The following is a 23826-nucleotide window of genomic DNA, read 5'->3' on the forward strand; positions in this document are numbered from 1 at the left end:
GGAAAATAAATTAGTGGCAATTTGGAAAGAAAAAATGCGGAATAAGAGAAATGGTATAAAACTCAACAAAAACTATTTAGAACTTACTACACCCCCATTCTACCACTTTCTATCAAAGCGAAAAACCATCAACCTTCGACAAAATTCGGGGCGTGACAGGCACGCGATTTACAGAAAAAGAGCATAAGAATTCCTATGCTCTTTTTACTTTTATTTACTTTGTTTTTTCTCTTTTTCTTTCAAGATAAATCCCATAAAGTTCAACATAGTCATTGCAGCTATACGCGTTGTAGCTCCAGTAGGGTCATATTGTGGAGCCACTTCTACTAAATCAAAGCAGATGATTTCTCCTTTTTTAGTCATTCCTTCAAGAATTTCATTCAGGAAATCAAACGAAAATCCGCCTGGTGATGGGGAACCTGTTCCTGTAGCTAGTGAGATATCAAAACAATCAATATCAACCGTTACATAATATTTATCCGCCTTTGGAATTTTTGCTAAAATTCCCTCTACACCAATTGCTTGTGATTCTTTTGCTGAAATTAATACGCTGTTATATGCCTTTGCCGCATTAAAATCTTCTTTTCTACTACTACCTAATCCTCTCAATCCAATTTGGACCATATCTTTAATATGTTCCATTTCAGACATGCGGCGCATCGGGCTTCCATTTCCCCATCTTTGCCCGCCTGGAGCATCAGACCAGTCAAGGTGGGCATCTAACTGGACAACTGTAACCGAACCTTCTGGCTCAAGCGCACGAGCAATTGGAATTGAAATGGAGTGATCACCGCCCATAATGGCTGGGATTGCTCCTTTTTCACGTATTTTTCGTACAGCCCATTCGATGGCGTCAAAAGACCCTTGAATATCACCGTGTACAACATCAGCATCACCACAGTCTACAATTTTATTTGGTGCCGCTAGAAACACTTCATCTCGCTCCGGATCATAAAAACCAGCATCACCACGACTATAGTGAGTAGAAACTTCTCGAATCCTCCGGGGACCAAAACGACATCCTGATAGGAACCCAACACCTGTATCATAAGGGACACCCAAAACAGCTATATCGGCATTCAATTTTTCTAAATTATCACATATCGGATACTTCGCAAAAGAAGCAATTCCTGTAATTGGCATGTTTACTTTTTTCATTTTAACTTCCTCCATTTTTTATTAATCTATTAAAAATAAATCTTTTAATCCTTCTTTTCTATTCCCCAAAATCATTAACCATTTAGTGAGCAAATAGATTTGTAAATATCACAATTGATGGAACACCGACTAAATCAATAAGCATTGATCCGCTTACAGGTATTATAAAGAAAGCTTTTTTTGAAATGACACCGTATTTAGTTGTGATTGAATCCATAACAGCTAAACCATTTGCTGTTGCACCTAAACCATGACCAATAAACCCAGCGGCTAGAAGTGCAGCATCATAGTTTTTACCTGTGATCCTAAACACAATGAACCAAGCGATGAACAAAATGGCAATTGTTTGCACAACTAAAATGATAATTAGTGGGATGGCTAAGTCATAAAGCTCCCAAATTTTCAAATTCATCATAGCCATTGTTAAAAATAATTCTAAGGAGATAATCGAAATAATTTCGAGACCTTTAGAGTTCATTTCAACGTAATTCTTGCTGCTATTAATAGAGCTAAAAATCAAACCTAAAAATAAACTAAAGACGTGTCCCGGGACGGTAAACCCCGTTGCATTAGTAATCCATTTAGCAACATTGGTTCCAATACCAAGTACAATCAAAATAACCGCAATCAGAGTGAAAATATTTTTTGCTGTCAAGTGATTTTTCACATCTTTTTTACCTGCTGTATCGTCTAATGAGCGGCTCCAGCCTTCATCCGTTTCTATCTTTAAATTCTTTTTCTTAATTAACCAGTTCCCTAATGGACCCCCGAGCAGACTGCCAGCAACAAGGCCGTATGTGGCCGCAGCCATACCGACTGTTAGGGCTCCGGTTCCCCCAGATTCTTCAATAAATGGCGCCATTGCCGCCGCCATTCCATGCCCGCCTTCCAAAGCAGCTGAACCTGAAACAACACCAAGGAGAGGATCAATTCCTAAAACAGAAGCTAAAGCTACACCCAAACCATTTTGAAAAATAGCTAATCCCCAACATACGAGCAAATAGAAGAATAAAATCTTTCCCCCTTTTTTTATAAGGGCAAAGCTTCCTCCTAACCCAATCGTGACAAAGAAAACAAACATAAATAAATCGCCTAATGTTTTATCAATGGAAATGGACACATTGGATCCATGCAAAATCCACGCTGCAATCGCGAATCCAAAGCCTCCAATAACAGGAGCCGGGATGCAATAATCCCTAAAAAACCGAACCTTTTTACTCAACAACGTTCCTAAAATTAGTAAAATAGCCCCCAATGCAGTTGATGTGATCAAATCCAATTCAAGAACCCCATCCTGAAAAATCAAAACGTTCACTCCTTTCAATATTATGTTTAAATAAATAAGTCCAAAGTATCCTGATAATTCAGAATACCCTTAATAGAAAGATAGCATAGTTTTTTTACAAAAAGTTATCAGACTAATTTATCGAATAATAGATAATTTCTATGGGTTAAATTTGGAAATTAAAAAAGCTGTTCTCTATGGACCAAATAGCTCCATTGAGAATAGCTTTACATTTTGAATATCCACTAATTTGGAGACAGTCTATAAGAAAAGGGTCTTAATAAAATCAATAATAGGTGATGGTTCCTTTTCAGCTAGATGAATCAGTGAAATTCTTGTACTCACTTCAATATTTAACTGTAATAAGACTTGGGCTAATGTACCCTTAGTTAGCTCATCCTGAACGGCATGCTCCGGTAAAAAACATATACCCAGGTTTTTTTTTACAAGTCTTTTAGCTGCCTCCATATTATCGATAACAACAACTATTTTCTTTTGTAACTTAACGGGCTCAAGTAATCTACTTACAAAAATCCAATCTGGGGAATTATGATCGTAGAATATGATTTGATGGTTTGTTAATTCTTCAATTGAAATACGTTCATTTCTTTTAATAATTGGGTGATCCGGACTTGCATAGAGTCCGACATGACTATCTAATATAATATTTGATTTAATTTTCGGATGTGTAATTTCCCTAATAATCCCAAGGTCCACCTCATTATTAAGTACCTTTGAAAAAACTTCCTCTGAATGATTAGACATAATTTTTACATTTAAAGTTGGAAATTTCCTTCTTAACTGTGGTAATATTTCGGGTACTAAATAACTTGATACAGAATTCGCACAACCAATTCTAATTTGGTCAGGAATATAAAGCTGCTGATTTAGTTTGTATAAAGCTTCTTGATATTGTTTTATTATTTTTTCAGCATGGGGGAAAAAATTTTGCCCATCCTCCGTTAAAGAAGATTTTCTTCCCTCTCTCTTTAACAAAATCGTATTTAATTCACTTTCCAACGAGCGAATTCGCGCGGAAATGGATGGTTGTGAAAGGAACAATGCTTTTGCTGCTTTGTTAAAACTACCAAAATGGACAACATATACAAATGCCTCTAAATTATGAATGTTCATCTTTGTCCACTCCCTTAAAATTACTATCACAATTATAACAATATTCAGAGCAGTAATTAATTAAAAATTGACGAAGCTGGTAAAAAACAAAGGCAGTTGGACTGCCAACACTGAAACTCCGACTAGATTGGCACTTCTAAAGAGTTTTATTTGTTTAGCAGGTGAATTTTTTGTCACTGAAACAAACGTTTATTTGAAAATGCCTCTATCCCGCAACAATGCTGGACTTTTGTGTTCAAATAGGGTTAAAAAATGTCGAAAATGATAAACGCACGGCTTTTAAGCAGCAAATACTAAACAAATGGAACGTGAGTGGGGGTCTGACCCCAATATCCGACAAAATTCGGGTGGTGACAGGCACAATATATGACATTTGTCATACCCCATACATGACATCTACTCCTTACCAAGACAATTCTCTTCCTCTATACTTAGAGTAACAACAAAAGAAGAAGGGAATTTAAATACATGACCTTGCAAAATACAAAAGATTTAAGAAAACAAGTAGCGCCCTTTGAGAAAGCATCGACAAAGGAAAGTGTATGGCAAATCATCAATACGGTAGGGCCCTTTATTATTCTTTGGTACCTTGGGTATGTAAGCCTTTCCGTTTCTTATTGGTTAGCATTCGTACCGATTATATTCGCAGCAGGCTTTTTAGTAAGGATTTTCATTATATTTCACGATTGCACCCATCATTCCTTTTTCAAAAGCCGTCGCCTCAATCGAATAGTTGGAACTTTTACAGGTGTTTTAACGTTATTTCCATTTGACCAATGGGGACACGATCATGCTGTTCATCATGCGACAAGCGGGAACTTGGATAAGCGGGGAACAGGCGACATTTGGACGCTTACAGTGGATGAATATTTGGCGGCACCGCTGAAACTTCGTTTAGCTTACCGTTTTTACCGTAATCCTTTCGTGATGTTTGTATTAGGACCGATTTACGTGTTTCTTTTAAAAAATAGATTTAACAGAAAAGGCGCCAGACAAAAGGAGCGTAATAACACTTATTTAACGAATATTCTCATCCTTGTTCTAGCGGCATTGCTCTCTTGGGCAATCGGATGGCAGTCTTTCCTATTTGTTCAAGGTACCATATTCATGATTTCAGGTGCAGCAGGTATTTGGTTGTTTTACGTCCAGCACACATTTGAAGATTCTTACTTTGAAGAAGATAAGGATTGGGAATATGTGAAAGCGGCAGTTGAAGGGAGTTCCTTCTATAAGCTTCCGAAAGTTTTACAATGGGTCACAGGAAATATCGGCTTTCACCATGTGCACCACTTAAGTCCAAGGGTACCAAACTATAAACTCGAAGAAGCACACAATAATACGCTTCCTTTAAAAAATGTACCGACGATTACGCTTGCAACAAGCCTAAAGTCACTCCGTTTCCGTTTATGGGATGAGAAGAACAAGAATTTTGTCACCTTCAAAGATGTGAAACATTTAATGAAAAACAGTGTTCCTGCCCGAGTGAAGACCGAACTATAACTTTACGGCAGCTGTCAGATAAGGAGCGAACATAAATGATTCGAATTGTCATTGCCGAGGATCAGGAATTGCTGTTAGGGACAATTGGCAACTTGCTCAATTTGGAAGAGGATATGGAAGTGGTCGGGCTGGCAAACAACGGAAAAGAAGCACTTTCCCTTGTGCACCGATTAAAACCGGATGTATGTATCATGGATATCGAGATGCCAGAAATGAACGGACTTGAGGCAGCTGAGGAGTTAGTGTCATCTGGATGCAAAGTAATCATTTTAACAACCTTTGCACGGACAGGTTATTTCAAAAGAGCATTAAAAGCGAATGTAAAAGGATATTTATTAAAGGATAACCCAAGTGAAGAGTTAACCCGTTCGATTCGCTGTATTATGAACGGAAAGCGGATCTATGCCTCCGAACTAATGGATGATGAAGGGGAATTGATCGATTCGCTCGCTGATGATCACATAATAAATACCCCTGATCAGCAAACAAAAACAGTTGGTACGGTCAAAAATTACTTTTCCACCATCTTGGATAAAATGAAGCTGCCAACTGGATAATAACTTTACATTCGAATAGTTGGTACCTGTCCCCTAGTGGGGAGGGTACACTAGATTTGGGACAGACTCCTCTTAAAGGCGGTCTGTCCCTTCTTCATTTTAGGGGGACACTGGATCATTGGTTTTGAACATACGAAATTGATAAACTCAGGAATTGAAGGTGATAATGGAATGTCTACCACTTCCTATTAATCCAACAAGCCATCCATCTTCGAAAAAGTTCGGGGAGTGACAAGCACCTGTTTTAAATACCCTCTTCCTGCTCCTTCTCCATATACTCCCCACGTATCTGAGAAAGCGTCTTTCCAGTTTCTTTATGAACAGCAAACACATAAGTCTGAATGCTAGACCAACCAAATAGCTCCTTTAACCATTTCTGCATAGAGATTTCTTCCCCATTTACTTCAACATTTCCATTAGGCAGCAGTTTCCCCTCGTCTTCCCGTCCTTTTGCAACTATCGTGTCACCGGCTTTAACCACACCCCATTCGAGCATTTCATTAATTTTAGGCAGCGCTCTCCGTGTAAAGCCTTTTTTCTGGACACTACTTTTTACAGGACTTTCCAAGAAATTAACATAATAGTCTCTATATGTATTAATGGGCAAAACCTTTTCAATATTTATGTAGACTTCTTCTTTTATTTTGTAAGGAATCATTTTAAAACAAGTTATATCAACATTATTACTATTTAACCAAGCAACTGCAGACAGAGTTTGCTCGTCAAAATCAGAAGCAACAAGAATGATTTTTTGACTTTTATTAAAATTGCTCTCGGCACTGTTTTCCCGCAAAAACTCCATTAACTTTCGAGTCCCGAGTTCCACACTGGTTAAAGGGCCGTTTTCAAATTCGTTCCGGTATTTCTCGATGTAGGGAGCATATATTTTATTCACTAAATCCTCCGGATCTTCAATAGTTGCATAGCTTGCTGCATACCGAATAGCCTGAAATTCAAAGGCTTCTTTTCGCCCTTCAATATCTTTCCGATCCCTTTTGATTTCAATTAATACAATATTTCCTCTATTATCCACTGCAGTAAGATCACTAATTCCATGCTGAGCGTTTCGTACTTGCTTTCCCACAATCAGCATCGATTCTTCTTCATCGCATATCATATCGATATTCTTTCGTAATAATTCTTCGATATCACTTTCCTTATAATTAAGCTCTGAAAAAGTCGTAGCACTTATTTTTAGCGCCTTATCATTGGATACATTGTACATACGAATTGCCTCCCATTCCGGACAAGTTGTTTAGATAATTTTACCATACCTGATTTTTGGAAAATAGCTAAGGTCAGATACAATACAAATAATCCGCCCCTTGTTCTCCTACCGCCAAGCCATTAGGTCATTTTTGATCAAAAGTGATTTGCATTCCAAACTTTAAATTGTTCCTTTCTCAACTATCTTTCTAGAAATATCTGTGTAAATCTCTATGACCGTAATATCAGACACCAGTATTAGATAAATCGAGGCTTGCTTCTAATTCTGTTTCATTAAAGAGTATAAGCTCTAGCTAATCCAGATTCGTTTGTTCGCTTGACGTGCCGAATTGTTTTAACTGCTGGTGATGAAGCTGTACTTCAAGCCTGTGAAATTAATAGTTAATATTAAAATGTTACAAGAAAATGGTATTTTCGACAATGTTGTATGCTATTATTGTGATGGCAAAAAATTTTATTTATAGAGACATAGGGGGAATTATAATGGCGGTGAATTTTTGTCCAAACTGTGGAAAGCAAACTTCACAAGGTGAAAAGTTTTGTAGTAATTGTGGTAAAAAATTAGGTGACATTGAAGGCGAAAAAACTATCAACCTTGTAAACTCTGTTGAAAGTGTAACATCTAAGTTATCAGACATCAGGTCTAAAATTCCTAACCCGATTTTAAATGCTTTTAAGGGTAGAAAAGGATTAGTTACAATTGGAATTGGGGTTGTAGCTTTTATTATTATTTTATCTTTCAATCTAGGAAGGCAATCTCCATCGGATGTAGCGAAGGAATTTATTAAAGAGACACAGGAAGAAAATTATGATAAAGCAGAAGAATTATGGTCGAAATCAGGAATTGAGTATATGCTTTCACAACTAGGTGATGAGCGTTGGGTTTACCAAACTATGAGAAATTTTACTCATAGGACAAATGGGGACCTAGATGAATTTGAAATTACAAAGGAAGAAAAGTACGATAATGAATCAACAATGGTTTATGCTAAATTTATTTTTGATAATGGTAAACGAAGTGATGCTCGTCTTCAAATGGTTAAGGAAGATGGGGAATGGAAAGTTTATGCTTTTGAGTCTGAATGATACTAATTATTTTTAAAATTGAATACATCTATAGAATAAAGAGAAAAATACCATTTCGATTAAAAATTGAAGACTAAAAGGCTTCAATTTTTAATCTTTTGTTTTTTAAACTGACATAGTATTATTGATTTATATATGTTTTAGGGGGGCCATTTTCCCGGTTGGGGCACTAGCAGTCTTGTTTGTATTACTAATAGTGTTACAAATGCTTTTGAAAGCTAAAAAACATCTGGAGGTGGCTGATATGACAAATAACGGATGTATAACTTTTGAGTGTTTAGCTGATTTATCAGGTCATTTGGCCGCAATTACTGGGTCTGCATTAGTGACAGCTGCTATGTCCCCCTAAGATATATAGCTAATATATTCCCCCTACACCATCTCCTAAATTCAAATAATGGTAATTGTTCAAATATAGTAATTTTCGGTTCACAACCATCAGAATCAAAATTAAAACAATCGGTTTGAGAATCCTCTTCCTTCGGTTCAACCTCCCCATTCCATCACTCCCTATTCAAATATGAACCCATCAATCTTCGACAAAATTCGGGTGGTGTCTGTGGCACCGTAATTACGCGCCCATTCTTTATGCAGTTCCTGCAGCTTAATAATTCTAAAAGACAATTATGGAATTAACTCATTTAATAACGGAATCCTTGATTTTAGTAGAAAAAATATTTGATAAAAGATTGGGAAATAATTGGGGAATGCACTTTATAAAAGGGGAGGATAGCACTATAATAGAAATAGGAATATAGTATTATAAACAGGGAGGAATGTACGTGTCTAACGTTTCGATTTTCAGAAATTATTTACAGAAACAAAATGTTTACATGGAAGAAGTACAGGAAGATAACGGTGGTGTTTTTTTCAGAACTAGACAAGGTTTTGATAATGGGGGCTCTGTAATATTAGTAGTTGCTTTTAATGATAGAGAGGATTTAATTGATTTACAAATCTTTGGTGTTGCTAGTATAAATAACCCTTTAAAGAAGGAAGCCGTACATAACCTAATTAATGATTTAAACGTAAGTTATAGATTTACAAAGTTTATGGAAGCAGATGGAAATGTATCCGCGCAATATTCTTATAATGTAGGACAAGGTGAGTTGGACCCAGTGTTTTTGATGGATACTCTAATAATGTTATTACGTACTACAGAAGAAAGTTATCCTAAGTTTATGAAATTACAATGGGCTTAAAAGAAGGTGGTTAACGTTAATTTAATGTTAGCCACCTTCTTTATTGTGCGCCGTGCATGGCGATTAACTTGACTGTGAAAGTAAATTATGGGGGGGGGAAATCTCCTTTTCAAGAGTGCCATCATGAGAAACACCTCTTGATTCGACAAAATCCAAGTGATGACACCCGAATTTATCGCTGTTTTCTCATACTCTACATTCAAAATCGGAAAGACCGATAGCGCATAATCCCTTTCAGAACTTCTTTGAGCAATTCAAGAAATGTTTCCATGATTATCACCCCCTTCCCGAAATGGAAAGAAGAGCGACAACTAACCACCCTAACAATATTCAGTTGCAAATCCATTTTATCATTTTCTAATTATCTAAAAACACATACCAATCTTCGACAAAATTCGGGGCGTGACACAGGCACCCAGATCATGCTTTCCGATTGGCGGCCAAAGCCGGTTTCTGCACCTTAGTTTTTACCAGGATGAAATAGCATATAAAAGCCAAGAAGCTTGCAACGAAGATGACGGCAGCCATTGGAACTCCTGTATACGCTCCTCCAATCCCTACAAGCGGCGCTGACAGGGAACCCATAATGAACGGCAATACCCCCAATAACGCAGAGGCACTGCCTGCCATATGTCCCTGTGATTCAATTGCCAATGTGAAAGACGTTGTTCCAATCATACTAATGGAAGTTAAAAAGGTGAAAACCGGGATCACTACCCCGATCAGCGGCGCTTCTAAAAGAATTGCAATTAACAAGGCTAAACCTGATATATTCGCAAGACCAAGGCCTATTTTCAGGAAAGTCCGTTCTGAAATGATATCGGTTAATCTGCCCACCGACTGGCTTCCAATGATGAGAGCCAATCCATTGACCCCAAACAGAAGACTAAATTGTTGCGGGCTCACCCCGTATATATTTTGATAAACAAACGGGATACCGGAAACATAGGCAAAAATGCCGGCGGTGATGAACCCCTGCGTCAAAGCATAACCCATGAACACTTTGTTTTTAAACAATGTGCCGAAATTCCCTATGACTTGAGGCAGATTGCTGGGTACCCGTCTTTCAGGTGGAAGCGTCTCCTTTAACTTAAATGAAACGGTAATGGTTAGGATGATTCCAATACATGCAAGTGCAATGAAAACCCCGTTCCACACCGTAAAGTTAAGGATCACTCCTCCGGCGATTGGAGCAATAATTGGCCCAAGGTTCCCCACCAACACCATTAGTGTGAAAAACTTTGTCAGTTCCTTCCCGCTATAAAGATCCCTTACGATTGCCCTTGATAAGACGATTCCACCGGATGCTGCGAACCCTTGGACAAATCGGGATGCAATCAAGAAATAAATATTGGGTGCGATTGAGCATATCAGCGATGCCAATATGTATATGCAAAGGAAGATCAACAATGGCTTCCGGCGTCCCTTCACATCACTTAATGGGCCAATCACCAATTGCCCCAAACCAAGGCCCAATAAGGCTGTAGTCAAACTAATCTGTACAAGAGATGCCGTCGTATTGTAATCACTGACAATGGTAGGAAACGACGGTAAATAAGTATCGATTGTAAAAGGCCCCAAAATGCCCAGTGATCCTAATAGGACAGCTAACTGGAGCCGTTTCTTTCTACTTGAGTCGGTCAAGTCGGTCTCCCCTTTCTGTGTTATTGTTAGCAGAAAAATTTCGAGATGCGAAATTTAAAATTTAATATCATTCATTATAACCTGAGCCACGCCTATTGGTAAACAATGAAACAACGTACAAAAAATGGCATTGCTCCTTAGTAAAATTGATTCATTAATTCCTAAAAATCGGCTTATTAGTCAAAGCAAAGGAGATAGCCATTGCACCTGATATGCATCCTTATGAATTAGTTAAGAAAATTGAGGAACATTTAGGAATTGGTAAAAAGGGGGATGACTTGGAGGAATAAACATTAAACCTTAGAATAAAAGAGGGCTCCCCAATGAATCATCGGGAAGCTTATTGGTCATTAAAACTAAACGTTTGTTTAATTTTGTTAAAGTCCCCATCAATAAAAGATTGCAACCCTCCATTACCAGCAAATTATGTCAAACAAAACGTTTATTTTAAAATAGCTTATTTATATCACCAACTGCTATAATCCAGATTCTAAATTCGAACGGTGATAGGCGTCAGATCTTTGACAAAATTCGGGCGGTGCCTGTCTCGCGAATAACTATTTTTGTGAGATAAATCACATTTTGCTGTCTTTATTAATGCTATCATAATTAATGTAGTTAGAGGTAATAATCACCTAAAAGTAACGGGTTTTTTCTCACTAATGTTTGTACTATTATATTCTTCTCATAATGGAGATTGTATAAAGGGGAGTTATCAATGTCTAAAGATAAATTGTCAGATTTAATTAGTCCTGAAGCAGTCATTAATTTTGAAACTGGTGCAATTAAAGCAAGCACTTTGGATTCAATCATCAAGCTTTTGCCATTTGAAATGGGCTTTTGCGATGCCAACGATATTTTTCGCTGGTATTCAAATAATCCAGATCGCGTGCATGGTCGCCGTAAAGAAGCGATTGGTCGCCATGTACTTGAGCTTCACCCAAAAGTGGCTCACCATGTTGAAAAATTGTTGAATGATTTCCGTTCAGGAGCACGTGACGAATGGGAATTTTGGTTCCCAAAACGTTCTGGTGAGGAATCTGGTCAAATCTACCAAAAATTCATGGCCGTACGTGATGAAAATGGAAAATACCTTGGCTGTATGGATGTGACCGTTAATATTGACCTTTTCCAAGGAAAAGAAGGTAAACATACCCCTGATACTATTGACGAATTTATGACTGTTAAGCCTGAATAATAAAAAACCTTTCAAATTTGATAAGCTACTGAAATCACATTGAGTTCCCCTATTCAATGTGTTTTTCTTTATAAGAGGCTAATCCCACTAATCCGACATACCCTGTTCCCGCAACTTCAAGCATTTGCCCTACGCGCTTGGCGGTCTTCAATCTGTCCAATCCTAGTGGAATTAGTCCATACTTAAGAGCGATTTCTTTATAGGTCAGCCCTTGTAAAACAATTTAACATTTGCCCTATTCTTCCTACTTCCCTTTAAGAGACCGTATTAATTCCAAAAAGTGCAGCCAGTTTTTTTCACCCTTGTTCATAATACTTCCTTTCAGTTCATTTTTTTGCGTGTCAGAAGTCTCAATTTTTCATTTCACATCTTCTATCTAATTAACCTCTTATAAAAGTGAGGTAGTATGATGAGTGATTTTGATAAAAAACTGGACATAATCTTACACACCCTAGTCGAATTTAAAGAAGAATTCTCTTCTTATAAAAGTGAAACAAACGAAAGGTTAGAACCCATCCATTCTTCTTTGTCAAAAATAGAAAAGGACCAACCAGAGGATATCACATCGATACTCGAGCAAATCAATTATAATCTCGATGAACGTGATTCTGAATTAGAGGCATTTAATAAGCGTGTATTCAAGGTTGAATCAGGCATGAGCGTCTTACTCGTCAATAATTACCCAGCCTTTATAAATTGCCAAAGCATCTGCTATCTTGCAGATGCTCGTTTTATTTATTGCCAAATAAAAGTGCATTGCTTTGCAAACAAAAATTGTAGAAGTTTGTACTTAATCTCTTTATGTATTTAAAGTCATCATTAATTATTGATGAAAGAAAATACTAAAGGAAACGTACAATCCTATTTATTTGACATTGCTATGCATTTGCTGTGAAACATATCTGTGAAACAAGATTATTCGGGTGGTGCCTGGCACCTGAACTAATCAACAAATGCTACTGCCCTTATCGGAGAACCGGTTGCACCTCTTAGTCGGAGGGGTAATCCGATAAAGTCAAATCTTGGCTGTTGGATTTTTTCTAAGTTTATTAAATTTTCTACAATAGGTATATTGGCTTTCAACAAGGAGCAATGGGCATACCTGGACATATCCTGAAGATCTACGGTTGCTAGATCGGTAGCAAATAATTTAATTTTCTTTTCTAACAGCCAATTGACTGCATCTGGAGTCAGGCCTGGGCTGGTATTAAAGCCATTGTGGGATCTGCTGTGCGGCCAGGCACTTACAATTAAAATATCATCCTCTTCAATCGTCTCATTGGCAATCTCAAGTGCTTTTTCTAAATCCTTGGCCGAAATAGGCTGATCAATGCTTCGGAAACTTACATCAAGCAAAACAGCCGTTCCCATCATTTTATCGACAGGGTACTTTTCGATTGTATCGCCTTCTGGATAAAAATGCCGCTGGGCATCCACATGTGTACCTGTATGATCTGTCATGGCAAAAAGCTTTGTTGAGAAACCCTGGCAATCCCCTTCGTACCTGTCTTTGTTCATCCACCAAACGTGGTAATCCATTAATACTACCTTTGGGTGAATATCCCACGACTGCAATCCCTCATATAACTCTAAAGTTAAGTCAATCATCTTCTTGTCTTTAAACAAGCTAATCCCTCCATTACATTTTTCATGCTGCCAATCGATCCCTTGTTTTATTTCACTATTTATTCATTTGGGGCATTTCATTTAGATCCTTTTTGTCCTTCCTAGTAAGGTTACTGACAATAACTACAGTAATGCCAGAACAAATTACACCTAAAATAGAATTGGGTATTGGTAATACTTGATATATATAGAAAAAGAGACTAACAGTTAAACCGACAATCATACCCGCAATTCCGCCTGCAGGCGTAAGCTTCTTTTTCCATAATAGCGCTGCCCAGAACGGTGCCGTTATCGCTGCTCCATAAAGGTTATAGCCTAGATTTTGAACTTCGATTATTTTGGGTATATAAATCCCTAAAATAACAGGAAAGATTCCAACAATAGGGGTTGTGATTCGTGCAAATTTGAGCGCTTGTTCCTGAGTGGCATTACGCTTAAATGTCTTAGCGTAGAGGTCATGGGTAATGTTCATTACGGCATGTAGTAGAGAAGTGTTCGTTGTGGACAAGATATTAGCTAATAGCGCTGCCAGTATTAACCCGACAATGATAACGGGAAAACCATCTATAATCGTCGATAATAAAAAGCTATCTGGGTTACCGGGGATAGTAGGATAAATTGCTTTCATCGCAAATGTAATATACACCATCATAAAACCCCAAACGATCCCGATCGATGACCCGATCAGATTGGCTTTGACTGCTGTCTTTCCATCCTTCGCTGATACAGTTCTTGACCATATCGTTTGGCTGGCAAGAGAAGATGTAAACCAAGCGGCTGCCGTGCTCATAATCGCCATATTTGTCGGTTTAAAGCTATAAAATTCAGGTGCCGCGGAATTAAATAATGTTCCCGGGGCTAATTGGCTGCCAAGGATAAACGGTAACAACACCCCCAAACCGATTAACATAATGATCATTTGAAGAACATCTGCCCAGATGACAGCTGAATTCCCGCCAAAGGAAACATTGATAATGATAATGACCCCCGCTATTAATGTAGCCGTCAATAAATTGATTTCCCATTGATTTAAGATAGTGGCGATCAGTAATCCAGCAGCCACTAATTGTCCGCTCGTTACCGCTATTCGCTCCCAAGTAGCTACACCGCCAAAGATAAACCGGCCTTTTCTTCCCATGTGGTCTTCGATTAAATCCCCTGCGGTCACTCCCCAGCCTGGTTGATCGGCTTTTTTACGTATACGTTTCACGAGAACTAATGTATAAATCATTGTCCCGATAAAATACCAAAGTGCAATCCACACGGCCTGCAGGCCATTCATATACATCATGCCAATTAAACCGAGTGTAAGACCGGAGCCTATATGTGTGGCTGCTACCGAACATATCAGTGGGAACGTTTTCATATTTTTTGAAGAAACTGCAAACTCTTCAAGCCCCTTTTGCTTTACTTTCTTTCCTAAAAAAATACTCATTAAGATGATTGAGCCATAGAACGCAGCTATGATAAAAATGTCAAGAAAATGAACACCACCCAACTCGTTTCCCCCCTAAAAGTCCTTTTTTGTTAACCTATGGCTACCATGAACAACATGAGGCTTTAGACAGAAGAATTGGTATGAAAGCCCGAAATCATAAGGTAACAATAATTCCCATTCAAAGCTACCTGCGCGCCGAAATCGAATAAACAAGTTTTTAAATGGAAAATCAGCCCTTTCTTCTCACCTCCTAATACCAACACCTTTTGTATACAAAAACTGTATACAATTATTGTGTGGTTTCATTATATGAAGAGGTTGACAATGTTACGACATTTCTATTTATTTAAAAACTTCATGAATGAATTTTTTGAGTGAAATAGAATTGTGGAAATGTAATTTCATATAAAAAAAGACTGTTGGCAAATCCAATTTTTTTCGGATTTGTCGACAGTCTAAGTCTTACTGTTTTATTATACGAAATAATCACACCGGATTCGTTAACCTTTCATAATACTTCTTAACAATTCCCTCTACTGACCCTTGCGGCTGCTTAATTAAATTGAAATCAAGCAGAGCTAGAACAGTTGAAATATGTTCTCTCATTAATCTTGAAGCTGTTTCCTGATCGCGGCTGTGAATGGCCCTTAAAATTGCAAGATGTTCTTTAGGTGAACATGAACTATCCATTCTCATATGGCTGTAAAAAGTCTGATAAATCGTTGTTAACGAAATTAACTCCTTTAGCTGATTGATAAGCATCAAATTCCCGGAGAATTTGGCGATTTCTATATGAATATTTTCTATTAATTCAAAGATAGAAGCAATGTCTCGTTCTTGAAAGGCTTTGAACTCCTGTTCAATCAGCCATTCAATTTTTTGAATAAAGGCCTCGGATGATGTAATCACTTCACATGCTTTTCTCACCGAATAGTCTTCTAAAAGCATACGCATTTCAAAGGTATCTTCTACCTCTTTCGGGCTTGGCCGGGCAACAAAAGCTCCCTTTCTTGGGATGACTTGAACTAGCTTTTCATATGAAAGCCTGCGTAAAGCGGAACGAATTGGAGTCCTGCTGACATTTAATGTACTGGCAAGGGCTTCTTCGGGCAATTTAATTCCTGGAGCTAACTCACGGTTAATAATAGCCTGTTTAATAATTCTATAGATGCAAGTCTCTAAGTCATCTTTAGTAAGCTCATTCACCATATACGATCATCCTTTTATCATACTTGAGAAGAAGCAGAACCTAGTTTTTTAAACATTGTATTCAACAACTTCCCCAAAAATTCCAGAAGCATAGGGATAGGACTCTTCATTCAAATAATGCAGTAGAAGAGCACACCATCTTGTTATGGTAGAGAGAGTTAATCCAAGAGCATATATAGCATATTTTCTCCTTCACAGCATGAGAACGTAATCCTAGATTGGCTGGAAGGCTGCCAATTGCTTTCTCAGATAGCCTTCTATCAATCCGGAACTTGAGGCATTAAGCATGACTCCTTCCGGAATGAAAAGCGAAGTTTCCTCTTTTTCCTTCACCCTAATCGGGTCATAGCAAATTGCTTTTAAAAAGAATTAAAATCTGTGATATTACCCCAGCTAAACTGGATCGCTTACTAAATAAAGTAGAGGATTCCAACCAAAGAAAAAAATTACAATTTGATTTTATCATTCTTTATCCACCTAAAAGACTATCAATCTTCAACAAAATTCGAGCCGTGCCTGTACCACCCATTTACGAGAGTATATTTTTTACCAAAACTATGCTAGGACCTGCCCACCAAGTTGTAAAGTCTTTTTACAGCTATCCTCCTCCTCTTCCCCAGCCGTAAGATCGAATTCAAACCCATCTGGAATAGATCTTCCGGCAAGAATCGATTCAGATGAATGCCTTTGCTTTAGTACAGGCTTCTCCTGCCCTTGGTGCGAATCGATTTCTTCTACGGTCAGTAACGATTCATTTTGCCAGTTTTTCAGAATCCTACCACATAACTCAGACTCCGCTTGTTATTGGCACAGGCAATAGACATCGCCTTTAAAATCACCTCTTTAGGGTGTAGAAAGCTAGAATCATCTAACCAGGATAACAGCTGCTGTTTCCCATTCACGTTCGTAACACCAAATCCATTAGAGTCCCAAAAAGCAATTACCTCGTTAACATCATCTGTTTTTTTGGATGATGATGAAAGTTTCTAATTGTAGATGGATATGATTTTCCATGAGGCAATATGAGTGGAGTAGAAAAGGAAAACCGCTGTGAGCTTCCTGAAGTAATTCTAAATAAGCAACACAAGCAAAATCGTTTTAAAAAAATCTAAATCTTTTATTTCCAAGACTAATAATATGATACTTATCACTCGGAAACCAGAAAATAGGCTGTATGGACAACTTCAAATTCACTCCTTTCCCCCATAACATTTTTCCTATTACAATAATTCGAAACCTGCGCTCAAACTCCTTCTAACTTCGATATAAGTTTATTATTGTACTTTATAAATTTCATAATTGGGAAGCACCATACCTCCGTTGTAATCGTAACTGTACTACGTTAAAACTTTATCTTAGTTGAGGTCTGACACAAATCGCCCCCTATTAATATGCATTGTTTGAATCCGGGCTTACAAAATACCTATTAAAATGGCTCAAATTTTATTTATCAAAACAGTTTTAACAATTCATGCAGATATACCATAGCAGACGCGATTTGTGAGGTGTGAAAATAGATATAGGTAATCTAAAAAACTAATGACAAACATAGTGATAAGGTGTAATAATGTGAAGGTGAGATTTATTAAGGAGGATATTGGTTTGGTTAAGCAAAAAAATCGCATTGAATCTTTGGATTCACTTCGAGGAATAGCAGCAATGATTGTAGTAATTTTCCATTCTGTACTTGCGTTTCCTGCATTTTATAATGCAAATTATCATTTTCAATTTGAGAACAATTTTCTAAAACTTCTTATTACTTCTCCACTCCATACTTTTGTTGCGGGAGGGGAAGCAGTTTTATTGTTTTTTATTTTAAGCGGTTTTGTTTTATCTCTACCTTATTTTAATAATAGAGCCAATTTATATGTTATCTATATAATTAAACGGTTTTGCAGGATATACATACCATACATTCTAATAATGATTTTCTCAGTGTTGTTAATGGTTTTTTTTGCAAACTATAAAGGGATTGATTCACTGAGTCCTGCATTCAATAATCGCTGGGAACACCCATTAACATTTAAGTCTATTATTTCTTATGTGTTAATGATTGGATATGATCAACCGAATGTGAACGGTGTTATTTGGAGTTTAGACCACGAAATGAGAATATCTATCATATTTCCTCTTATTATGTTATTTTTAACAAAGGGCAATTGGAAAAAAACAGGTATTTGTTTTATCAGTATTTGCTTGCTTTTGAGATTTTTCTTAATAGGAGTGTCTCTATACATCAAAAATGATTTTTTATCCACCTTTATCCTTTCATTATCTAATACTTGTTACTATTCAATTCTATTCTTAATAGGTGCTGTTATGGCAAATAAAATAGATGTTATCTATCAGTTTGTTTACTTATTAAAGCCTATAGTAAAAGTCTTAGTGTTTGGTATTGCCTTATGCTTAATAAATTTCAAATGGATATTTTATAGTTTATCAGAATTTAAAACAAACTTCATTTTGGTCCACAGTATAGATTTATTAAGTGATTTTATAGCTATATTAGGGATTATTATGGTTATGAGTCTTGTTTTAAGTTCAGATCAAATTGATAAATTCCTTAATAAAAAACCCCTCTTATGGTTAGGGAAAATTTCTTACAGCCTTTATTTGGTTCACACACCTATAATTATGGTAACAGTATACTATTTAGGTAAAATACTTCCTATAGAGATTACAATTATAATTGCTCCAATAATTGCTTTAATAGTGGCCTATTATTCATATAAATATATTGAACTATCTACAATCAAATTAGGGAAAAAAATTGTGTCGAGAGTTAGTTTTCCTTTAACGTATAAAAAAACATCATAATGTCGAATTTGATAGTTTCCCAATACAAGCTACCCTCTGGTTGATATAAATTAACTAATAATCTAATAAAATTAACATAAGTTGTTAATTTTATGACGCTTCCAGTATAATTTTCCTTATATTTATACATTAAGGGAGGCGTCTATTTCCTTTTAACCAGAACTTTACTTAGGGGATATTACGTTCGATAAATTCAGAACAGGCAATAACATCAACATCTGCCATTTCTGATTAGAAAAACAAAATTATAAAGTGAGGCTGCAGAATAAGTGTCTGCCATCATTACATTCATCATTTTGATAACAGTACGCTAACTCACAAGAGAATCTTAGTTATAAACGATATCTTCTAGAGTTATAGGACGCTGAATTAGAATCAAGGGAAGAAATCAAAAACATACAAAGGATGCTTAAAGGAGATATTGTTGAGAAAAAGAAAAATATCATATTTTTAGGGAACAGCAGGTCAGGGATAACTCATCTGACAACTGGTCTAAACAATGAAATGCTCAAAAATGGTTATAAAGTTATATTTATTACCGTTGCCAAGTTGGTTGATGAACTTTTGATGGGAAACGAGGGGCATAAGGCATAAGCTTGGATATATTCAAGAAAAGATGGCTTAAATACATTCTGATCATTATCGATGAGTTAGGGTATGTCCTCTTCACAAAAATTTGTTCTAATTCTTTTCTAGTCCTTATGGACGAGCAAGCGTAATAATAACTATTAATTCGAAGATAAAGAATAGACCTTTATTTAGGGGATGAGAAATGACAGCATCTTCCCTTGGTAGATTTACTCACAAGTCACACATCCTCCTTCTAACGGAGAATCCTCGATTCAGACAAAGTATGAAACGAAGGGAAGAAATTGGAGGATAGCTTGGGGACTGCGAGTTGTTTTTTTGGGGGTGCCCTTTCCCAGGCCCCCCAAACGCCATTACCCCCATATATGATCAATCACAATGGCTCAAATTAATATTGACAAATACAACATAATTAAAAATAAAAATTTAGTTAGAATCACTGCTAACGTAAATTCTTCTAATTTTATTTACTAGCATTTTAAATCCAATGGTTTTACGATAAATTAATACCACTGCTATTAAAGTTACAATTCCTACTAAAGTAGCTTTAATAATCAGTTTATACCAACAATCAATCAAATAGTATTTTGATACTTGCATAATAATTGTTATCAAAATAATAGTAAACAGCATATTAAAAAATAAAGGAATATAATACTTTCTAACTTTCTCCTCAAAATAATTCTTAAATAGCAGTTTTGTCTCGTACCAAAAGTACGTTGTTAATCTAGAAATTGCTGATGCGTATAATATCCCAGCCATCCCTAAATATTGGCCCATTATAACTGATAGAAAAATATTTTCAATTGCAGCAATTAGCATTATATATTTTGTTTGTACAAATAATCCAGTAGCCTCACGATAAGACCAAATAGGATGAAGAACACTTCCTAAATAAAAATTTAAAACGATTGAAACCAGAATAAATGTATCCAATATATACTTTGTTCCCAACCATACATATATTAAATCATTAAATAAAACAAATAAACACACAGTAACAAAAGAGCTTATAACAAGACTAATTGTCTGCATAGATTGGAAAATTTCATACCGTTTTTTGGGCTTCTCTGTAATCACTACATTCCCAATACTAGATGTTGCTGAGGAATAAAGGATATGAATAAAGTTGCTTATAGCAACAATAATTAAATTATAATTTGAATAAAGGCCCACCCAAACTGTCCCAATCATTGTTGAAATCAATATATTATCTGTACTATTAAGTAATACTCCAGATATTTTATATATAAAAACAGATTTAATATTCTCAAAAATATTCTTTCTTTCTGTCTTACTAAGTTCAAAGGCTGATTCTTTAATATAAGGATATAATTTATCTGCTTTATTCGATGCTATGAGATTATTGATAAAAGTAGCCAATAATTGTATTACTAAGTATACAAAATAATTCTTAGTAATTAATAAGAATAACACTTGAAAAAGGATTCTACCACAATTAACCCACATCTGGTATTTAGAAATAAGATAATTCTTCTGGTCAGCATTAATAATTGATGTCTTATAAACAAATAAATAAGATACTACTGTATTTCCTAAAAATATTAAATAATAAATCTTTAAGTATGGTATTGGCACATCTAATTTAACTATATAATCCAAGAATGGAAATATAGCCAAACCTATTGAAGCAACAGCCAAGGCAATATAACTATACATTTTTTTATAGAATCTAATTAGTGAACCGACTTTGTTATGGTCATTATCTGAAAGGGGTTTATAAAAGCTATAAACCATGGCTGTACCGAAACCTAGATCTGCCAGGGAAAGCATCATTAATAGATCTGTAAATAGCCCGCTGATACCTAGATATTCTACACCAAGGACTTTAATGAAAATAGTCCTATTAAAAAAATTTAGTAATAGTGTTGTTATTTGATTGAATACCCCAAATGTTAGGTTGCGTAAAGTATTTCTTATTCTACTATCTTTCATACTATCCCCTATTTACATACCGATTAATATCTGTTTTAATTCTTACGCCATTATAAATAATTTTATAATTGATTCTAAGTGCTCTTTTATTCATTATTTTCACATTAAGAATTAATATATTCAACAATTTCATTATAATACTTATTTGCAAAACTATTATCATACTTATCTGTATTAAAATTTAATAATTCTTTAACCTGTCCATTAATTTCATCAGGGCCTTTTGCAAATTTAATATAATTTAAGTGCTTTATCCATTCATATGTGCCCTTTACCTTATAATTATAATTACTTAAAACTACGCATGGAGTTTCAGTAATAGCAGCAAATATCATTCCATGTATTCTATCAGTAATAATTACCTTAGCAGTTTTAAAAGTATTAAATAACTTATTCAATTCTATCTCTCTATGGTCACAATCAACATCATATTTATTAACCGTATCAGTTACAATAATATTTCCATACGTATTTTTTAAATTATTTATTATTTCCCTTCTTTCACTTATAGAAAATGTACTTTCAACATCATCCCTTAAACAGGTTACTATATTTATTCTTTCCTCATTTACTTTTGTTTCGTTTAAATAAAATACAATATCAGGGGCAAGTAATATTTTATTTTTAACAAATCTTTCTTTCATAAGATTATAACTTTTCATTTCCCTTGCAACTAATAATAAGTTAGGGTGTTTAGAGTAAGAGTCTACAGTTTTATTTAGTTCCTTATTTCCTACCTCTGTATTACTAAAGAAAATTGTTTGAGGGAAAAAAATACATTTATTTTCACTGAAAATGCCTAATAAATATCTTATTGCTTTTTCTGCATGAAGATATTCATCACCTATATACCCCCCCCCATTAAACGCAATAATATCATTCTTCTTTATTAATTTTTTTATCACTTTAGCAGCTATATAAGTATCATCTAAATATATGTCTACTACATTAAAGTTTGGGCAGTAATCACTTATCAACTTTTTCTCAGCTACAACAATTGCATGGTCTCCCATATTACGATATTTTGGACATGCAAATAGATATATGATAGGGTTTTGATTATTCCCTACCCTTTTTAAAATAGATTCTGATACACTTTTAAAATTTTTGAAATAATATTCTTTACGTTTTAATAAAATAATACTCTCTTGCGAATTAGGTAACATTTTTAGAACCTTTTTAACATTATCTTTAATAGTTGACATACTTAATTCTTTCTCCTAACATTCCTTTTTTTTAAAATAAAGATAATAAACTTTCTCGACAATATAAATATATCCGGATGTAATTTAAAGAGAAAAAACCTTACTTTTAAGCTATTTTTCATTTTAGTGATATTTTTATAGTTTAAAACAATTTCCTCTTTTATTTTAGCCTGTAATTTATAATTATTTGGCGTATAAGTTTTAGCATTAATATAAAACATTAAAAGAGTTCCTAAATATTCTTCAAAAGATTTCTTTGCTAAACTATTATAGCCCTTATCTTCCAAAAAACTGGTCCTCTCTTTAAACGCTTCAAGAATCACTAGCCTGTTTTCACCAAAATTTTCAGTCATAATACTTCCATCTCTACCCTGTAAATAATTATATTTTGTTAATCCTATATATAATATTTTTCTTGCGGAAAATAATGCTTGATAGGTAAAAAAGCCATCTTCGTGAATATATCCTTCTTTAAAATTTAGATTATTAAATATTTTCCTTTTGTATAACTTATTAACAACAACAGGTTTAAAAAACCTATAATTGCTTAAAAAGTAATTTAGAGCAGTTATATTATCGCATTCTATAAGTTCCAAAGTATCATGCCCTTCAGAATGGTCCTTAAAGATGTATCTTATTTTGCATTCAACTATATCGGCATCTGTATGGATTGCCTTTGAAATTAAAATTTCATACATGTCTTTATCTACCCAATCATCACTATCAACAAATCCAATAAATTCTCCTTTAGCTATTTTTAATCCTGCATTTCGTGCAGAAGATAGACCACCGTTTTCCTTATGAATCACACGTATTCTATCATCCAATTTGGCGTAATTTTCACAAATTTCCGCACAACTATCTTTAGAACCATCATTTACTAATATAATTTCTAAATTTTTGTATGTCTGATTTAATATACTATCAATACATTTAGATAGATATTTTTCCACATTAAAAACAGGTACAATTACTGATATTAGTTGATTGTACATT

General features: G+C 35.3%; 20 protein-coding genes. 8 read left to right on the forward strand and 12 right to left on the reverse strand.

The genetic code is table 11. The annotated features are described in order from the left end of the window. Positions 1–210: 210 nt before the first annotated feature. The 3 genes from IE222_RS10950 to IE222_RS10960 all read right to left on the reverse strand — a co-directional run bounded on the left by IE222_RS10950 (position 211) and on the right by IE222_RS10960 (position 3577). A complete protein-coding gene (locus tag IE222_RS10950) occupies positions 211–1158 on the reverse strand; it encodes an agmatinase (RefSeq protein ID WP_191272688.1) in 948 nt (315 codons plus the stop codon). An 82-nt stretch (positions 1159–1240) separates the two neighbouring features. After that, positions 1241–2464, reverse strand: a complete 1224-nt coding sequence (gltS, locus tag IE222_RS10955) for a sodium/glutamate symporter (RefSeq protein WP_223282652.1) — start codon at positions 2462–2464, stop codon at positions 1241–1243. A 240-nt stretch (positions 2465–2704) separates the two neighbouring features. Next, entirely contained in the window at positions 2705–3577 is an 873-nt protein-coding gene (locus tag IE222_RS10960) for a LysR family transcriptional regulator (protein WP_191272690.1), read from the reverse strand. Between the two features lie 468 nt (positions 3578–4045). On the opposite strand from IE222_RS10960, the gene desA reads away from it, so the two are divergent. Both desA and IE222_RS10970 read left to right on the forward strand, forming a co-directional pair. Next, a complete protein-coding gene (gene desA, locus IE222_RS10965; RefSeq protein ID WP_191272692.1) occupies positions 4046–5077 on the forward strand; it encodes a Delta(5) desaturase DesA in 1032 nt (343 codons plus the stop codon). A gap of 35 nt (positions 5078–5112) precedes the next feature. Next, positions 5113–5634: a response regulator gene (locus tag IE222_RS10970; protein WP_191272694.1), complete on the forward strand. Its 522-nt coding sequence runs from the start codon at positions 5113–5115 to the stop codon at positions 5632–5634. A 244-nt stretch (positions 5635–5878) separates the two neighbouring features. On the opposite strand, the gene IE222_RS10975 is transcribed toward IE222_RS10970, so the two are convergent. Further along, positions 5879–6859 (reverse strand): hypothetical protein, encoded by a 981-nt coding sequence (locus IE222_RS10975; protein WP_191272695.1) that lies wholly within the window; start codon positions 6857–6859, stop codon positions 5879–5881. 485 nt (positions 6860–7344) lie between these two features. On the opposite strand from IE222_RS10975, the gene IE222_RS10980 reads away from it, so the two are divergent. After that, a complete protein-coding gene (locus tag IE222_RS10980) occupies positions 7345–7947 on the forward strand; it encodes a zinc ribbon domain-containing protein (RefSeq protein ID WP_191272697.1) in 603 nt (200 codons plus the stop codon). Positions 7948–8729: 782 nt separating this feature from the next. Next, positions 8730–9149 carry a YbjN domain-containing protein gene (locus tag IE222_RS10985; protein ID WP_191272699.1) on the forward strand — a complete coding sequence of 140 codons (420 nt, stop codon included), beginning with the start codon at positions 8730–8732 and terminating at the stop codon, positions 9147–9149. 420 nt (positions 9150–9569) lie between these two features. Here the strand turns inward: IE222_RS10985 and IE222_RS10990 are convergent, their stop codons facing one another. Continuing rightward, complete coding sequence (locus IE222_RS10990) at positions 9570–10793, reverse strand: multidrug effflux MFS transporter (protein ID WP_191272700.1); 1224 nt, start codon at positions 10791–10793, stop codon at positions 9570–9572. A 718-nt stretch (positions 10794–11511) separates the two neighbouring features. Here IE222_RS10990 and IE222_RS10995 point away from each other — a divergent pair. Both IE222_RS10995 and IE222_RS11000 read left to right on the forward strand, forming a co-directional pair. Next, positions 11512–11991 (forward strand): PAS domain-containing protein, encoded by a 480-nt coding sequence (locus tag IE222_RS10995; RefSeq protein ID WP_191272702.1) that lies wholly within the window; start codon positions 11512–11514, stop codon positions 11989–11991. 409 nt (positions 11992–12400) lie between these two features. Then, complete coding sequence (locus tag IE222_RS11000) at positions 12401–12802, forward strand: hypothetical protein (protein ID WP_191272704.1); 402 nt, start codon at positions 12401–12403, stop codon at positions 12800–12802. Positions 12803–12933: 131 nt separating this feature from the next. Here the strand turns inward: IE222_RS11000 and IE222_RS11005 are convergent, their stop codons facing one another. The 4 genes from IE222_RS11005 to IE222_RS26350 all read right to left on the reverse strand — a co-directional run bounded on the left by IE222_RS11005 (position 12934) and on the right by IE222_RS26350 (position 17166). After that, positions 12934–13617 carry a cyclase family protein gene (locus IE222_RS11005; protein WP_191272706.1) on the reverse strand — a complete coding sequence of 228 codons (684 nt, stop codon included), beginning with the start codon at positions 13615–13617 and terminating at the stop codon, positions 12934–12936. 55 nt (positions 13618–13672) lie between these two features. Next, on the reverse strand, positions 13673–15115 hold the full coding sequence (locus IE222_RS11010) for a sodium:solute symporter family protein (protein ID WP_191272708.1): 1443 nt from the start codon (positions 15113–15115) through the stop codon (positions 13673–13675). Between the two features lie 426 nt (positions 15116–15541). Then, positions 15542–16264: a GntR family transcriptional regulator gene (locus tag IE222_RS11015; protein WP_191272710.1), complete on the reverse strand. Its 723-nt coding sequence runs from the start codon at positions 16262–16264 to the stop codon at positions 15542–15544. Positions 16265–17031: 767 nt separating this feature from the next. After that, positions 17032–17166, reverse strand: coding sequence for a DnaD domain protein (locus IE222_RS26350; protein ID WP_240009767.1), 135 nt, complete (start codon positions 17164–17166; stop codon positions 17032–17034). 700 nt (positions 17167–17866) lie between these two features. On the opposite strand from IE222_RS26350, the gene IE222_RS11025 reads away from it, so the two are divergent. Both IE222_RS11025 and IE222_RS26900 read left to right on the forward strand, forming a co-directional pair. Then, positions 17867–19081, forward strand: a complete 1215-nt coding sequence (locus IE222_RS11025) for an acyltransferase family protein (RefSeq protein ID WP_191272711.1) — start codon at positions 17867–17869, stop codon at positions 19079–19081. Between the two features lie 396 nt (positions 19082–19477). Beyond that, a complete protein-coding gene (locus IE222_RS26900) occupies positions 19478–19675 on the forward strand; it encodes an ATP-binding protein (protein ID WP_223282664.1) in 198 nt (65 codons plus the stop codon). Positions 19676–20095: 420 nt separating this feature from the next. On the opposite strand, the gene IE222_RS11035 is transcribed toward IE222_RS26900, so the two are convergent. The 3 genes from IE222_RS11035 to IE222_RS11045 form a co-directional block, all read right to left on the reverse strand. Next, positions 20096–21625 (reverse strand): lipopolysaccharide biosynthesis protein, encoded by a 1530-nt coding sequence (locus IE222_RS11035; RefSeq protein ID WP_191272715.1) that lies wholly within the window; start codon positions 21623–21625, stop codon positions 20096–20098. A gap of 104 nt (positions 21626–21729) precedes the next feature. Next, positions 21730–22830, reverse strand: a complete 1101-nt coding sequence (locus IE222_RS11040; protein WP_191272717.1) for a polysaccharide pyruvyl transferase family protein — start codon at positions 22828–22830, stop codon at positions 21730–21732. Between the two features lie 2 nt (positions 22831–22832). After that, positions 22833–23825, reverse strand: coding sequence for a glycosyltransferase (locus IE222_RS11045; protein ID WP_191272718.1), 993 nt, complete (start codon positions 23823–23825; stop codon positions 22833–22835). Position 23826: the final 1 nt, after the last annotated feature.

The organism is Neobacillus kokaensis (assembly GCF_014656545.1).
In the GTDB taxonomy this organism is placed as follows: Bacteria; Bacillota; Bacilli; order Bacillales; family Cytobacillaceae; genus Neobacillus; species Neobacillus kokaensis.